General features: G+C 72.4%; 3 protein-coding genes. 2 read left to right on the top strand and 1 reads right to left on the bottom strand.

What is annotated here, in order from left to right; all coding sequences use genetic code 11:
• Positions 1-13,989 (bottom strand): SDR family NAD(P)-dependent oxidoreductase (locus AB0I81_RS61055; protein ID WP_360679159.1); only part of this gene is annotated, 13,989 nt, incomplete at its 3' end.
• 302 nt (positions 13,990-14,291) lie between these two features.
• Between AB0I81_RS61055 and AB0I81_RS61050 the strand changes: the two genes are divergently transcribed.
• Positions 14,292-15,371: a DegT/DnrJ/EryC1/StrS family aminotransferase gene (locus tag AB0I81_RS61050; protein WP_360679157.1), complete on the top strand. Its 1,080-nt coding sequence runs from the start codon at positions 14,292-14,294 to the stop codon at positions 15,369-15,371.
• A gap of 1 nt (position 15,372) precedes the next feature.
• A complete protein-coding gene (locus AB0I81_RS61045) occupies positions 15,373-16,608 on the top strand; it encodes a glycosyltransferase (RefSeq protein ID WP_360679154.1) in 1,236 nt (411 codons plus the stop codon).
• Positions 16,609-16,622 lie beyond the last annotated feature (14 nt).

Here is a 16,622-nt window from a genome sequence, read left to right as displayed (position 1 = left end):
CGGATCATAAACACCCTCCAAATCCCAACCCCGATTCGACGGAAAACCAGAAACCGCATCCGTCTCCTCCACCACCAACCGCCACAAATCCTCCGCAGAAGCCACCCCACCCGGATAGCGACACGCCATCCCCACGATCACCACCGGGTCGTCCGCCACAGAACGGGTCTCCGGCAGCTCCGCGGCCTGCTCGGAGTCCGCCGAGCCGAACAGCTCCCCGTACAGGAACTCGCCCACGCCACGGGATGACGGGTAGTCGAAGACCAGCGTCGCGGGCAGGGACAGGCCGGTCGCGGCGGCGAGCTGGTTGCGCAGCTCCACCGCGGTCAGCGAGTCCAGTCCCATCTCGCTGAAGGGGCGGGCGGAGTCCACCGCGTCGCCCGACGGATGGCCCAGCACCGCCGCGACGTGCCGCCGTACCAGCTCATCCAGTGTCCGGCGGCGTTCGTCCTGGTCCAGGGCGGCCAGCCGCCGCCGGAAGCCGCCCTCTTCTCCCCCGCCCGCGACGGCGCGCACCACTCGCCGCGCCGCCGGGACCAGCCCCCGCAGCAGCGCGGGCACCTCGCCGCCGCGGCTCCGCAGCGTCTCCACGTCCACGCGCAGCGGCACCGTCATCGCCGCATCCGTCCGTACGCTCACGTCGAACAGCCGCGCCCCCTCGTCCACGGGCAACGGCGGCAACCCGAGCCTGGCCAGCCGGTCCCGGTCGGCGGCGGACAACTCGGAGCTCATCGCGGTGGCCACGTCCCAGAGCCCGTACGCCAGTGACGTCGCCACCAGCCCGCGCGAGCGCCGATGGGCCGCCAGCGCGTCCAGGAACACGTTGGCCGCCGCGTAGTTGCCCTGACCCGCCGCCAGTACGAGACCGCCTGCCGACGAAACCAGCACGAACATCGCCAACGGCAGATCGCGCGTCAGCTCGTGCAGATGCCAAGCGGCGTCCGCCTTGGGGCGCAGCACCGCGTCCAGCCGTTCCGGTGACAACGACTCCACGACGCCGTTGTCCGCCGTTCCCGCCGCGTGCACCACTCCCACCAACGAAACCGACCCCACGACCGCCGCCAGCGCCTCCCGGTCTCCGACGTCGCACGCCGTCACGCGGACGTCGGCCCCCAGCCCGGTCAGCTCCTCCACCAGCCTTTCCGCGCCTGCGGCCGCCGGGCCCCGCCGGCTGACCAGCAGCAGGGAACGCACACCGTGGTCGGTCACCAGGCGACGGGCCAGCAACGCCCCCAGCCCACCCGTGCCGCCGGTCACCAGCACCGTCCCCTCCGCCAGCACCGCCTGCGCATGAGAGCTGCCGGGCTGCGTGGGTGAGGTGGCAGGCCGGTCCGGCCTGACCAGGCGGGGGACCAGGAAGGCTCCCGACCGTGCCGCCAGCTCCGGTTCGCCGGAGGCCAGCGCCGCTCGTACCGCCGCGTCCCGGTCCTGGCCTTCGTCCAGGTCAAGGAGCACGAAGCGGCCCGGGTGCTCGGCCTGCGCCGCCCGTACCAGACCCCATACCGGCGCGACCGCCACATCTACGTCCGCGTTCTCGCCCGCCGCCACCGCTCCCCTGGTCAGCACCACCAGAGGTGCCGGGCTCTCGCGCCCCAGCCACGACTGCAACGCCTCGAGTACGCCGCCGAGCACGGAACGCATCACGTCCGGCGTCTCACCGGCCGGCCGTTGCGTGCGGTCGAGCACGACGACGGACTCGGTGTCGCCGGTCGCGGGCCATTCCGTCACCGGAGGTGCCGCGCCGTCGGCCAGAGGTGGCTCGATCGGGTGCCAGGCGGGCAGGAACAGGGACTGCTCCCCCGCCGCGCCCAGTTGCTCGGCCGACACGGGGCGGCCCACCATCGACCCCGCCGACAACACCGGCCGGCCGTTCTGGTCGGCGACGTCCAGGGTCAGCGTGTGCTCGCCCGTATGCCGCACCCGTACGCGCAACATCGAGGCACCGCTCGCGTGCAACGCCACCTGCCGCCACACGAACGGCAACACCGCCCGGCCGCCGCTCGCCACGCCCGACGGGTCGATCAGTGACACGTGCATCGCCGCGTCGAGCAGCGCAGGATGCACGCCGAACCGCCCCGCCTCGGCGGCTGCCCGATCATCCAGTACGACCTCGGCGTACAGTTCATCCCCTCGGCGCCACGCCGCGCGCAACGCCTGGAACGCCGGTCCGTAGCCATAACCGGTCTCGGCCAGCCGCGCGTAGGCCCCGGCCACGTCCAGCTCCGCCGCTCCGGCCGGCGGCCACCGCACCAGGTCGAATCCCGGCTCCGCCACCCGTTCCGCCAGCACTCCCTGGGCGTGCGCCGTCCAGTCGCCCTGGTGCCCCGCCGCCCGGGAGTACACCCGGACCGCGCGCCCGCCGGCCTCATCGGCGCCATCGACCACCACCTGGACCTGCAGCTCGCCGGACTCGGGCAGGACCATGGGCGCCTGTAGCGCCAGCTCCTCCACCACGGGGCAGCCGACCTCGTCGCCGGCGCGGATCGCCAGCTCCACGAACCCGGTCCCGGGCATCAGCACCCGGCCCAGCACCTCGTGGTCGGCGATCCACGGCTGGGCCAACGCCGACAACCGCCCGGTCAGGACCACTCCACCGGACTCCGGCGACGACACCACGGCCCCGAGCAGCGGGTGCCGCACAGGCCCGAGCCCCAGGCCCCGGGCGTCCCCGCCGCGCCGGCCGCTCGGCCAGAACCGTTCCTTCTGGAAGGCGTACGTCGGCAACTCCACCGGCCTGGCACCGGGGAACACGGCCGGCCAGTTCACCGGCACCCCATGGACGTGCAGCCCGGCCAGCGCCATCATGATCGTGCTCTGCTCGTCCTGATCCCTCCGCAGCGCCGGCACCAGCACCGCATCCACGGTGTCGGCGGCCATAGCGGTCAGCACCCCGTCAGGACCCAACTCCAGGTACGCCCGCACACCCTGCTCATGCAACGCACGAACACCATCGGCGAACCGAACCGTGCCCCGCACCTGCTCCACCCAGTACTCCGGCGAGCACAACCGCTCGGTGGTCTCCCCGGTCAACGTGGACACGATCGGGATGCGCGACTCATTGAAGGTCAGCGTCTCGGCGACCGCGCGGAACTCCGCCAGCATCGGATCCATCAACGGCGAATGGAACGCATGCGACACCCGCAACCGCCGCGTCTTCACCCCACGCGACTCCAGCACAGCCGCCACCGCAAGAACAGCCCGCTCTTCCCCAGAGATCACCGTGGAGGCCGGACCGTTCACCGCCGCCACCGACACTTCACCCTGACGCCCGGCTGGCCGGGCACCTTCCTCGGCCAGTAGGGCGGTGATGTCCTCCTCGGCGGCCTGCACCGCCACCATCGCCCCACCCTCAGGCAACGCCTGCATCAACCGGGCCCGCGCCGCCACCAGCACACAGGCATCCTTAAGCGACAACACCCCGGCCACATGCGCGGCGGTGATCTCCCCAATCGAATGACCGGCCAGCGCATCCGGACGCACATCCCACGACTCGACCAGCCGGAACAGGGCCGTCTCCAGCGCGAACAACGCCGGCTGCGCCCACCCCGTCTGATCCAACGCCTCAGAGTCGGAGAACAGCACCTCCCGCAGCGAACCGTCCAGCAACGGGTCCAGCGCGGCGATCACCTCATCCAACGCCGCCGCGAACACCGGGAACCGGTCATACAGTTCCCGCCCCATCCCCGCCCGCTGACTCCCCTGGCCCGTGAACAGGAACGCGACCTTCGCCGTGCCCCGCGTGGAACCGCTCACCACACCCGCGCCCGGCACACCCTCCGCCACCGAGGCGAGACCACGCATCAACGCCTCGCGATCAGCACCCACCACCGCCGCCCGATGCTCGAACGCCGACCGGGTGGTCGCCAGCGACAGCCCCACATCTGCCATTCCCGTGCCGGGCGCGTCCCGCAGATGCGACAACAATCGGCCCGCCTGCGCCCGCAACGCCTGCGCCGTACGACCCGACACCACCCACGGAACAGGTCCGCCCACGACAGCCGCCGCCGTGTTCACCGTCGCGGCGGGCTGCTCGACGATCACGTGTGCGTTGGTGCCGCTGATCCCGAACGAGGACACGGCGGCCCGGCGCGGCCGGTCGTTCCGCGGCCACTCGACCGGCTCGGTCACCAGTTCGGCCGTACCCTCGCTCCAGTCCACGTGCGTGGACGGCGCGTTCACGTGCAGCGTGCGCGGCACGACGCCTTCGCGCATCGCCATGACCATCTTGATGATCCCCGCCACGCCGGCGGCCGCCTGGGTGTGGCCGATGTTCGACTTGATCGAGCCCAGCAACAACGGACGGTCCCGGTCCTGCCCATAGGTCGCCAGCAACGCCTGAGCCTCGATCGGGTCGCCCAACGTCGTACCGGTGCCGTGTGCCTCGACCACGTCTACGTCGGCGTAGGACAGCCCCGCCTCGGCCAGCGCCTGCCGGATCACCCGCTGCTGCGACGGGCCGTTCGGGGCGGTCAGGCCGTTGGAGGCACCGTCCTGGTTGACCGCCGAACCGCGCACGACAGCCAGCACCTGGTGGCCGTTGCGGCGCGCGTCCGACAACCGCTCCAGCACCAGCACGCCCACACCCTCGGACCAGCCCACGCCGTCCGCGCTGTCGGAGAAGGACTTGCACCGCCCGTCGGAGCTCAGGCCGCCCTGGAGGGAGAAGTCGATGAAGGTGTCGGGGGTGGACATGACGGTCACACCGCCGGCCAGCGCGAGTGAGCACTCACCCGATCGCAGCGCCTGCGCCGCGAGGTGCAGCGCCACCAGCGACGACGAGCACGCCGTGTCCACCGTCACCGCCGGACCCTCCAGGCCCAGCGTGTACGACACCCGGCCGGAGGTCACGCTGCCCGTGGTCCCGTTGACGACGATGCCCCGAGACCCGTCCTCGTCGCCCGCGGACGGGTAGTCGTGGTACATCATCCCGGCGAAGACGCCGGTCGGGCTGCCCTTGAGGGTGAGCGGATCGATGCCCGCCCGTTCGACGGCCTCCCAGGAGGTCTCCAGCAGCAGTCGTTGCTGGGCGTCGATGGCGAGTGCCTCGCGGGGTGAGATGCCGAAGAAGTGCGGGTCGAACTCGGGCGCGTCGTACAGGAATCCGCCCGCCCGAGCGAAGGAGGCGTCCGGAAGCTCCCATCCTCGGTCGGCGGGGAAGCCGGAGATGGCGTCCCTGCCCTCGGTGAGCAGGTCCCAGAGCTGTTCCGGTGAGGTGACGCCGCCGGGATAGCGGCAGGCCATGCCGACGATGACGATCGGGTCCCCGGTGACCGCAGCTGTGACGGGCACCGGCTTCTCGGCCTGTACGCCGCCGAGTCGCCCGCGGATGAACCCGGTCACCGCCACGGGGGTCGGGTGATCGAACACCAGCGTGGCGGGCAGGCGCATGCCGGTCGCCTCGATCAGCCGGTTGCGCAGCTCCACCGAGGTGAGGGAGTCGAGGCCGAGGTCTTGGAACGTCTGGTCCGGTGCGATCGCGCTCGCGGAGGCGTGTCCCAGTACGGCGGCCACCTGCCCGAGCACCAGCTGAGCCAGCTCCTCTTCCGACAGCCCGCCGAGCGCGCCGCCGGAGGGGACGGAGGCGGCGGCTGCCTGGCGCACGGTGGCGGGGACCAGGGTCTGGAGGACCGCCGGGACCCGGCCCCGCGCCCGCAGCGCGGACCGATCCAGCCGCGCCGCCACCACGACCGGTTCGGGGCCGGCCATGGCGGTGTCGAACAGGGCGAGTCCCTGCTCGGCCGGCAGGGGCAGCAGCCCGGTCCTGGCCATGCGCCGCATGTCCGTCTCGGTGAGGGCGCTGGTCATTCCGGTGTCCTGCTGCCACGGGCCCCAGCCGATCGCCAGGCCCGCCAGCCCTTGCGCGATGCGCCGGCGTACGAGGGCTTCGAGGAAGGCGTTCGCCGCCGTGTAGTTCGCCTGGCCGCCATTGCCGAGCGTCGCGGACACCGAGGAGAAGACCACGAACGCGGTCAGGCCGAGGTCCCGGGTGAGCTCGTGCAGGTGCCAGGCGCCGTCCACCTTCGGCCGCAGCACGGCGTCGATCCGGCCGGGCGTCAGGGTCTCGATCGGGCCGTCGTCGAGCACGCCGGCGGCATGTACCACCCCGGTGAGGGGGTGCTCGGGCGGGATCGCGGCGATCAGGCCGGTCAGTGCGTCACGGTCGGACACGTCGCAGGCGACCGCCGTGACCTCGGCGCCCAGGGCTTCCAGCTCCGACACCAGTTCCGCGGCACCCTCGGTGTCCGGACCGCGACGGCCGGCCAGTGTCAGGTGACGTACGCCGTGCTCGGTGATCAGGCGGCGGGCGACAAGCGCACCGAGCCCGCTCAGGCCACCGGTGACGAGCACGGTGCCGGTGGCACTCCACGCTGCGCCGACGACAGCCGCACCCGGGACGGTCCCTTGCGCGACTCGATCGCCCGCACCCGAGACCGTTCCCCGCGCGACTCCATCGTCGGCGGTCCGGACCAGGCGCGGCACCCGTAGCAGGCCGTTGCGTATCGCGAGTTGCGGCTCTGCTGAGTCGAGGGCCGCGACCAGTGTCCGGCCGTCCACTCGCTCGGCATCGAGGTCCAGCAGGACGAACCGCCCTGGGTTCTCCACCTGCGCTGACCGCACCAGGCCCCAGACCGCCGCCGCGACGGGGTCGGGCGCGGTTTCTGTGGCAACCGCCCCCGAGGTGACGAAGATCACCGGGCCGCCGTTGCGCTCGGCCGCCTCCCGCAGCCGGCTCGCAACCGTCCAAATCGCCGCTCTTACGGCAGCCGGAACGTCGTTCCCGGCGGGGACCGGAACCGGCACGACGATCACATCGGGGTCAGAGCCCGGCGCGACGATCACATCGGTTTCAGTGCCCGGCAGGACGGTCGCGTCAGCTTCGGGGTCCGGCACGACGGTCGTGTCGGCGGTGGGGGCGGTCGCGTGCGCGACGTCCGCCATCTGCCCGGCTTCGTTCAGGGCGGTGGCGAGGTCCCATTCGTCGGAGCCGAGCAGCAACCACCGCCTGGCCGGATGGCCCTGGTTTTCTGGCGGCGTCACGGGCGGCCAGTCCAGCCGGAGCAGCGGGCCGCCGCCGGTTCCCGCCGTGCGCCGCGGCGCACGGAACGCGAGGGAGCGCACCAAGGCGACCACGCCCTCGGAGTCGGCCACGACCAGCGTGATCGCATCCGGGCCCGCCATGCTCATCCGTACCCGGAGCGCCGAAGCCCCGTACGCGTGCAGGGTCACCCCGGTCCAGGCGAACGGCAGCAGCCCGCCCCCGGCCTCGTCGAGCCCGGCCAGTGAAGCCACCTGCAGCACGGCGTCGAGCAGGCTCGGATGCAGTCCGTACGAGGCCGCGTCCGTCGCGACGCCCTCGGGCAGGGCGACTTCGGCGAACACCTCCTCTTCCGTACGCCAGACGGCGCGCACCCCCTGGAACGCGGGGCCATAGCCGAACCCCGCCTCCGCCCGCCGACCGTAGAAGCCGTCGATGGCCACGGGGACGGCGTCCGCGGGGGGCCACTGCCGCAGGCCGGTGTCAGGGGTGTCCGGTGTGCCGGTGGCCAGCACACCGGTGGCGTGCTGGGTCCACGGCGCGTCCGGTTCTCCCTCCGGGCGAGAGTAGACGCCGACCGTCCGGCTGCCGTCGCCGTCGGCCCCGAGTGCCACCCGCAGCTGGACGCCTGCCTGCTCGGGCAGCACGAGCGGGGAGGTGAGCGTGAGTTCCTCCAGCAGGCCGCACCCGGCCTCGGCGCCCGCCCGTACGGCCAGCTCGACGAAGGCCGTGCCGGGGAGCAGCACGTCCCCGGCCACCACGTGGTCGGACAACCATGGATGCGCGGCGGTGGAGATCACGCCGGTGAACAGGAATCCGCCGCTGTCGGGCAGTTCGGTGGCGGCGGCGAGCAGCGGGTGGCGCGGCCGGTCCAGCCCGGCGGCGGTGACGTCGCCCGACGGCGGCGCGGGCCAGTACCGCTCCCGCTGGAAGGCGTACGTCGGCAGGTCGGCCGGGCGCGCCGCCGGGACCAGCTCCAGCCACCGAACCGGTACGCCGTGCGTGTACAGCCGGGCGGCGGCGGTCAGCGCCGCCGTTTCCTCGCCACGGTCCTTACGCAGGAGGGGAAAGGCGTTCCGCTGGATGAGCGCCGACAACCCGCCGTCAGGACCGAGCTCCAGGAACACCTCGGCCCCTGCCGCGCGGGCGGCCCGCACCGCCGCCGCGAACCGCACCGGGCGTACCACGTGGTCCGTCCAGTACTCCGGCGAGCACAGGTACGCGGCGTCGCCCGGCTCGCCGGTCACGGTGGAGATGATCGGCGTCGTCGGCGGGTGGAAGGTCAGCCTCTCGACGATCGCGCGGAACTCCGCGAGCATCGGCTCCATGAGCGGCGAGTGGAACGCGTGGCTCACGCGCAACCGGGTGGCCTTGCCGAAGCGCGCGGCGACGCGCAGGACGGCGTCCTGTTCGCCGGCGATCACGACGGACGACGGCCCGTTCACCGCGGCGATGACGACTCCGCCCTCCAGCAGCGGCTCCACCTCCGCCTCACCGGCCTGGACGGACACCATCGCGCCGCCGCCGGGCAGGCGCTGCATCAGCCGGCCCCGGGCCGCGACCAGCGTGCAGGCGTCGTCGAGGGAGAGCACTCCGGCCACGTGGGCGACGGCTATCTCGCCGATCGAGTGGCCCATCAGCAGGTCCGGCGTCACGCCCCAGGACTCGACCAGGCGGAAGAGCGCCACTTCGATCGCGAACAGCGCCGGTTGGGCGTACTCTGTGCGATCCAGCAGGCCGGGGTCGGCGCCGTACATCACCTCGCGCGGCGACCGCTCCATCTCGCCGGCCAGGCGGGTGAGAACGTCGTCGAGCGCGCGAGCGAAGACCGGGAACCGGGCGGCGAGCTCACGGCCCATCCCGATCCGCTGCGCACCTTGCCCCGCGAAGATCATCGCCAGCGAGCCGGACGGCCCGGCGACACCACGTGCCACCTCCCGCACACCCTCACCGGGCGATCCGGCGACACCGCCTGCCGCCTCCCGCACGCTGCTCTCGCCAGGCGGTCCAGCGACGCCGGCTGCCGCCTCTCGCGCGTTCTCACCGGTTGCCAGGAGCACCGCCCGGTGTGCGAACTCCGAGCGCGCCGTCACCAGCGAGTAGGCGACGCCGGCCGGATCCGCTCCGGTCCCGGCCACGAAGGACGTCAGCCGATCGATCTGGGCGACGAGCGCGGCCTCGGTCTTGCCGGAGATCACCCAGGGGACCACCGCCGGCGCAGGGCCGGACGCCACGCCGGACCCGTCCACGGGCTTGCCCACGAGTTCGTTCGCGGGCTTGCCCGCGGGCTCGTTCGCGGGGTCTGGGGTCGGGGCGTTTTCGACGATCACGTGCGCGTTGGTGCCGCTGATCCCGAAGGACGACACGCCCGCCCGGCGAGGCCGCCCGGTCTCCGGCCACCCCGCCCGCTCGGTCGCCGGCCTCACCGCGCCGGCCGACCAGTCGACCCGGGACGTGGGGGCATCGACGTGCAAAGTCTTCGGTACGACCCCCCGCCGCATGGCCATCACCATCTTGATCACGCCCGCGACCCCCGCGGCCGCCTGGCTGTGACCGATGTTCGACTTGATCGACCCGAGCAGCAGCGGCCGGTCCCGGTCCTGCCCGTACGTCTCGATCAGGGCTTGGGCCTCGATCGGATCGCCGAGTGACGTACCGGTGCCGTGCGCCTCCACCACGTCCACATCCGACGGCGACAGACCGGCGCTGCGCAGGGCCTGCCGGATCACCCGCTGCTGGGAGGCGCCGCTGGGCGCGGTCAGGCCGTTGGAGGCGCCGTCGGAGTTGACGGCCGAGCCGCGGAGCACGGCGAGCACCTGGTGGCCGTTGCGGCGGGCGTCGGAGAGGCGTTCGAGGACCAGCACGCCGACGCCTTCGGCCCAGCCCGTCCCGTCGGCCGCGTCGGAGAACGCCTTGCACCGCCCGTCCGGGGACAGGCCGCCCTGCTTGGCGAACTCCAGGAAGATGCCCGGCGCCGACATGACGGTGACGCCGCCCGCCAGCGCGAGCGAGCACTCCCCCGTACGCAGTCCCTGGGCGGCCAGGTGCATGCCGACCAGCGACGACGAGCACGCGGTGTCCACCGTGATCGCGGGCCCTTCCAGGCCCAGGGTGTAGGCGACGCGACCGGACAGGACGCTGGGCGAGGTGCCCGTCAGCGTGTACCCCTCCGCGTCCCCGTACGCCTCGTGCATCCGGGTGCCGTAGTCCTGCGCCATCGCACCGAGGTAGACGCCGGTCCTGCTGCCGTGCAGCGACGACGGCGGGATCCCGGCCCGCTCCACCGCCTCCCAGGCCACTTCCAGCGCCAGCCGCTGCTGCGGCTCCATCGCCAGCGCCTCACGCGGCGAGATACCGAAGAACGCGGCGTCGAAGTCGCCCGCGTCGTAGAGGAAGCCGCCGGGAAGGCGAGCGGCGGCATCCATCCGCCAGCCGCGGTCGGCGGGCATCGCCGACACGGCGTCGGCGCCGGTGTCCACCAGGTGCCACAGGCTTTCCGGTGAGTCGATCCCGCCCGGGTAGCGGCAGGCCATCCCGATGATCGCGATGGGCTCGTCGGCCATGAGGGGGGAGGCCGCCGGTTCCAGGGCAGAGGACCTGGAACCGGCGGTGGCCGTGGACCGCAGGAAGGCGGTGAGCCTCGCGGGTGTGGGGTGGTCGAAGAGGGTGTTCGCGGTCAGCGTCAGCCCGGCGGCGGCGTTGAGCCGGGTCGTGAGCTCGACGAGCATCGCGGAGTCGAAACCGAGCTCCTTGAAGGGCAGGGCAAGATCGACCCGATCGGGGTCGGACGTCCCGAGGACCGTCGCGCACGTGTCACGGACCAGGTCGAGCGGGTCAAGCGGGCCAAACGGGTCGAGTGAGGCAAGCGGGTCGAGTGGGGCAAGCGGGTCGAGCGGGCTGTCAGGCCGCCGGATCTCATCGGGGTCGTTCCCGCCGTCGGCCGCCGCCAGCGGCGAGGCCCCTGCGGGAGCGTCCGGGCCATCGGCTGCCATCCGCGAGGCGACGGCGAGACCGACCTCGGTGGCGGAGCCGGACCCCACCGCCCCGCGTCGCTGCTCGGGCTCCTCCAGCCAGTACCGCTCACGCTGGAACGCGTACGTGGGCAACTCGACCCTGGAAGCGGCGGGGACGAACCTCTCCCAGCCGACCTCCACCCCGTTGGCGTGCAGTTCGGCGAGTGAGGTGAGCACGCGGGAAACCCCGGCGTGGTTCCGCCGGACGGTGCAGACGGCCACCGCCGGACGGCCGGCGGCCTGCGCGCTCTCCTCGATGCTGCCGATCAGCACCGGATGCGGGCTCACCTCGATGAACGCGCCGAACCCGTCCGCCAGCATCCGCGCGATCGCGCCCTGGAAGTCGACCGGCCGGCGCAGGTTGCGGTACCAGTAGTCGCCGTCGAGTTCGGCGGTGTCGAGGGGTTCGCCGGTGACCGTCGAGTAGAAGGGGACGGCAGAGCCGCGCGGCCGGATCGAGGCCAGCGCCGGCCCCAGCCGTTCCTCGATCCGCTCGACCATGGCGCAGTGCGAGGCGTAGTCGACCTTGATGCGGCGGATCCGCGCCTCGCCGGCCAGTTCGGCCATCATCTCGGCCAGCGCGTCGTCGTCCCCGGACACGACGGCGGAGGACGGGCCGTTGACGACGGCGATGGACAGGCGGCCTGCCCAGCGCGCCAGCCTCTCGTTCAGGACGTCCGGCGGCAGGCCCACGGAGACCATGCCGCCGCTGCCGGAGAGGAGTTCGGTGATCAGCTTCGACCTGGCGGTCACGATGCGGGCGCCGTCCTCGATCGTCAGCGCGCCCGCGACGCACGCGGCGGCGACCTCGCCTTGCGAGTGGCCCACGACCGCGGCCGGTTCCATGCCGTACGAGCGCCACAACGCCGCCAGCGAGACCATGATCGCCCACAGCACCGGCTGGATGACGTCGGCTCTTTCCCTGGACGGGCTGCCTGGCTCCTCTCGTACGACGCTCGTCAGCGACCAGTCGACGAAGGGTGCCAGCGCCGCCTCGCACTCCGCCATGGCGGCGGCGAACGCCGGTGCCGAGCCGAGCAGTTCCACCCCCATCCCGGCCCACTGCGATCCTTGGCCGGGGAAGACGAACACCTGGTTGCCCGGGCGTTGCCAGCCGCGCGCCGGCGGTGCCGTGTGCTGGCCCACCCCCAGGACCAGCCGCATCTGGTCGAGGCGCTCCACCTGGTCGGCGAGCCCCCGGCCGGGGCCGGAGTCGACGCCGGTCCGGCCGCGTACCAGGCTGGGCGCGGAGCGTCCTTCGGACAGCGCGTCCAGTCCGCGGAGCAGTTGTTCGCGTCGGTCACCGATGACGACCGCCCGATGGCGCAGACCGGCGCGGGTGGTCGCCGACGAGAAGGCCACGTCGGCGATCAAAAGGTCCTCACGTTCCCTGACGTGGCGGGCCAGCCTGGCCGCCTGGGCCCGCAGCGCGCTCTCGGTGTGGCCGGACAGCGTCCAATACACGGGCCCATCCGCACCCATCTCGGGCCGCTCCAAAGAGACGGCTGCCGGGGCGGGGGTCAGGGCGGAGGTCGGGGCGGAGGTCGGGGCGGACGCCGGAGCGGAGGTCGGGGCGGGGGTGGGGGCGGGGGCCGCGATGGCCGTCGGAGCGGAGGTCGAGGCGGCTGTCGGGGCGGAGGTCAGGATGACGTGGCAGTTGGTGCCGCCGAGTCCGAAGGACGAGACGCCTGCGACGATCCCGCCATCCTCACCGCCGCCGGACGCCGGCCACGGCATCGCCGAGTCCACCACCCGCAGGTTCCACTCGTCGAAGCGGATCGCGGGATTAGGCGTCTCGAAGTTGAGGCTCGGCGGCAGCAGCCGCCGCTCGACGGCCAGCACGGTCTTGAACAGGCCGACGATCCCGGCGGCGCCTTCCAGGTGGCCGACGTTGGTCTTCGCCGATCCCACCCACAAAGGAGTGCCGGCACGCCGTGAGCCGTAGACCGCGCCGAGGGCGGCGGCCTCGGTCGGGTCGCCCACCCGGGTGCCGGTGCCGTGCAGTTCCACGTACCCGACGCTCGCCGGATCCACCCCGGCGCGCCGGCACGCCGACGTCAGCACCCGCTCCTGCGCCCGGATGCTCGGCGTGGTGAGCGCGTCGCCGGGGCCGTCGTTGTTGACCGCGCTCCCCGCGATGACGCAGTAGACGTGGTCGCCGTCCGCGAGCGCGCGTGACAGCGGCTTGAGCAGGACGATGGCGCCGCCCTCGCCGCGTACATAACCGTTGGCCCGCGCGTCGAAGGTGAAGCACCTGCCGTCCGGGGACAGCGCGCCCAGTTCCGCGGCCGCCATGGCGCTCTCGGCGGCCAGGTTGAGCTGGACGCCGCCCGCCAGGGCCATGCCGGACTCGCCGCTGCGGATGCTCTCGCAGGCCAGGTGCACCGCCACCAGCGACGACGACTGGCCGGTGTCCACGGCGAGGCTGGGTCCCGTCAGGGCGAGGAAGTGCGACACGCGGTTGGCCAGGATGCTGCGGTTGACGCCGGTGAGCGAGTGGTGGCCGATTCCCGCCGCGCCGGCCTGGCGGCTCAGCAGCGCGTAGTCGTCGGCCATCACGCCGATGAACACGCCGACGTCCGTACCGGCGACGCCCGCGGAGGCGATCCGCGCGTTCTCCAGAGCCTCCCAGCTGAGCTCCAGCGTCAGCCGCTGCTGGGGGTCCATCGCGCGGGCCTCGCGGGGCGAGATGCCGAAGAACGCGGCGTCGAACTGGTCGATCCCGTCCAGGAACGCGCCGTACGCGCCGGGGCCGAGCTCCGGGCCCGCGTTCCAGCGGCCGGGCGGCACCGTGGAGACGGCGCTCGCGCCGTCGCTCAACAACCGCCAGAACTCCGACGGACCGGGCGCCGACGGCAGCCGGCAGGACAGTCCGACGATCGCGATCGCGTCGTCACCCGTGCCGGACCCACGACCGGGTATGAACTCGGATCGATCCACGCGCCGCTCCCCATACCGTCCTCGTGCCGGCCCACGGAACGGGGATTCACCGCCCGGCAAGGGTGCGCTCGAATCGCCGCGTCCCGGCTCCCAGCCTTGACCGGGACAAATAATGCCGAGCCCCCGCTGCGCGTTTCACTAGTTGTGCGGCGCGAGAAGACCTAGTGATTTCACGAGTGCGACCCGGGTTCTTCTATACGCGACCCGACCCGTGTCCGGAGAGTCCCGTGTCGCGCCGCGGCGGGGAATGCGGGACATTCCGAGCGGCTTTTGTCGTCCCGTGCCGACGAGCCGGACGGCAGATGAGTGAGGACCCGATGGCGTTCAAATATCAGGTGTCGAAGCCGTATCTCGAAGGACGGGAACTGGAGTACCTCACCGAGGCCGTGAGTTCCGGCTGGATATCCTCGCAGGGGCCGCTCGTCCGGCGTTTCGAGGAGGAGTTCGCCCACTACAACGGCTTCAACCACGGTGTCGCGTGCTCCTCGGGCACGACCGCGCTCACCCTCGCGCTGCGCGCGCTCGGGATCGGTCCCGGCGATGAGGTGCTGGTGCCGGAGTTCACCATGGTCGCCACCGCGTGGGCGGTCAGCTACATGGGCGCGACGCCGGTGTTCGTCGACTGCGCCGACGACCTCAACATCGACGTCTCGCTGATCGAGTCGAAGATCACGCCTCGGACGAAGGCCATCATGCCGGTCCACGTGTACGGCCGGCGCTGCGACATGGACTCGATCATGAACGTGGCGTACGAGTACAACCTGAGGGTGGTGGAGGATTCCGCGGAGGCGATCGGCGTCCGCCCGGTCGGCGACGTGGCGTGCTTCTCGTTGTTCGCCAACAAGATCATCACCGCCGGCGAGGGCGGCGTCTGCGTCACCAACAGCGAGCATCTGGCCCGGCAGATGGCCCACCTGCGCGGCATGGCCTTCAGCAAGGAGCACGACTTCATCCACAAGAAGCTGGCCTACAACTTCCGGATGACCAACATGCAGGCCGCGGTCGCCCTGGCCCAGCTGGAGCGGATCGAGGAGATCCTCGCCATCCGCAAACGGATCGAGAGCCACTACGACAGCGGGCTCGACGGCATCGACGGGATCACCCTCATGCCGCCCCGCGACGTCCTGTGGATGTACGACATCCGGGCGGAGCGGCGGGAGGAGTTGCGGGAGTTCCTGGCGGACGCGGGCATCGAGACCCGTCCGTTCTTCCAGCCCATGAGCCGCCAGCCGATGTACCTCGACCCCGGCTGGCCGTCGCTGAAGGCCGCCCGCTTCGCCGCCGACGGCCTCTACCTGCCGACCGACCCCGGGCTGAGCGAGCAGGACCTGGACTTCGTGATCGGCAGGGTACGCGCGTTCTACCTGGAGGGCCGGGCCTGACATGCGCGTTCTCATAGTGACCGTCGGCTCGGAGGGGGACCTCCAGCCGTTTCTCGCCCTCGGAAAGCGCCTGCTCGCGGCGGGCCACGACGTAACGCTCTCGGCCTCCGACGGTTACGCGGCCCGCGCCGACGCCGTCGGCGTGCCGTTCGCCGGCAGGCCGACGTGGAGCGAGGCGGAGTTCCAGGAGAACTACCGCCGCATCGCCGGCTCGAAGGACCAGCTGCGGCAGTTGTCGGACGTGATCGAGTTCCTGGCGAAGGAGCAGCGTGCCGCCGTGCCGCGGCTGATGGAGCTGGCCCGCGACGCCGACGTCGTCGTGAACTCACCGCTGGCCATCGGCGCGGTCGCCGCGGCGCGGGCGGTCGGCACGCCGCACGTGGCCGTGCACCACACCTGGCCGCTGCGCCGGGCGCGCGGGTACGGCCCCACCAACATCGATTTCGGGCCGCTCGGCAACGCCCTGGCCTGGTCGATCGTCGGCTCCGGGGTCAGGCGCGCCACCGACTCGCGGCTCAACCCGGTCGTCACCGCGGCCGGCCTGCCGCCCTGGCGGAACGTGCTCTTCGACGCGAGCCATTCGCCCCTGCTCAACCTGATCGCGATCAGCCCGCACACCCGCCGGCACGATCCGCTCTTCGGCCCCACCTACCGCACCACGGGATACTGGTTCCTCGACGAGCCGGAGTACACGCCCCCGGACGACCTGGCCGCGTTCGTGGCCGGGGAGCCGCCGGTCGTGATCGGCTTCGGCTCGAACAACGGGTTCGACGCCGGCGCGGTGACGCGGCAGTTGCTCACGGCGATCCGCGGCCTGAACCGGCGCGTCGTCCTGCTGTCCGGCTGGGCGGGGCTCGGCGCCGAGGACGTGCCGTCCAACGTCTTCCTGGCGGGCTTCGTACCGCATGGGTGGCTTTATGCCCGTGCGGCGTGCGTCGTCCATCACGGAGGGGCCGGGACGACGGCGGCCGCGTTCCGGGCCGGCATTCCGCAGGCGGTCGTGTGGCTTCAGGGCGATCAGCTGCACTGGGGGAGGCAGATCGCGCGGCTCGGTGCCGGGCCCGCGCCGCGCAGCCATCACGCCCTGGACGCCGGCTGGTTGAGGGGCGCGTTCGACCGCCTGCTCGGCGACGGCGGCATGACCGACCGCGCCCGCGCGCTCGGCGCGGCGATCCGGCGGGAAGACGGGACGGGCATGGCGGTCCGCGCGATCGAGGAGGTGTCCGTGGCCACGTGAGCGTGGCCACGGAC

It is taken from the genome of Nonomuraea sp. NPDC050404 (assembly GCF_040655495.1).
Lineage (GTDB): Bacteria > Actinomycetota > Actinomycetes > Streptosporangiales > Streptosporangiaceae > Nonomuraea.
Note: the sequence above shows the minus strand (reverse complement) of the source record. Positions and strands in the feature narration are given on the sequence as shown.

Coding starts and splice junctions, on each gene's coding strand:
- AB0I81_RS61045 (WP_360679154.1), top strand. CDS start 15,373: ATGCGCGTTCTCATAGTGACCGTCGGCTCGGAGGGGGACCTCCAGCCG.
- AB0I81_RS61050 (WP_360679157.1), top strand. CDS start 14,292: ATGAGTGAGGACCCGATGGCGTTCAAATATCAGGTGTCGAAGCCGTAT.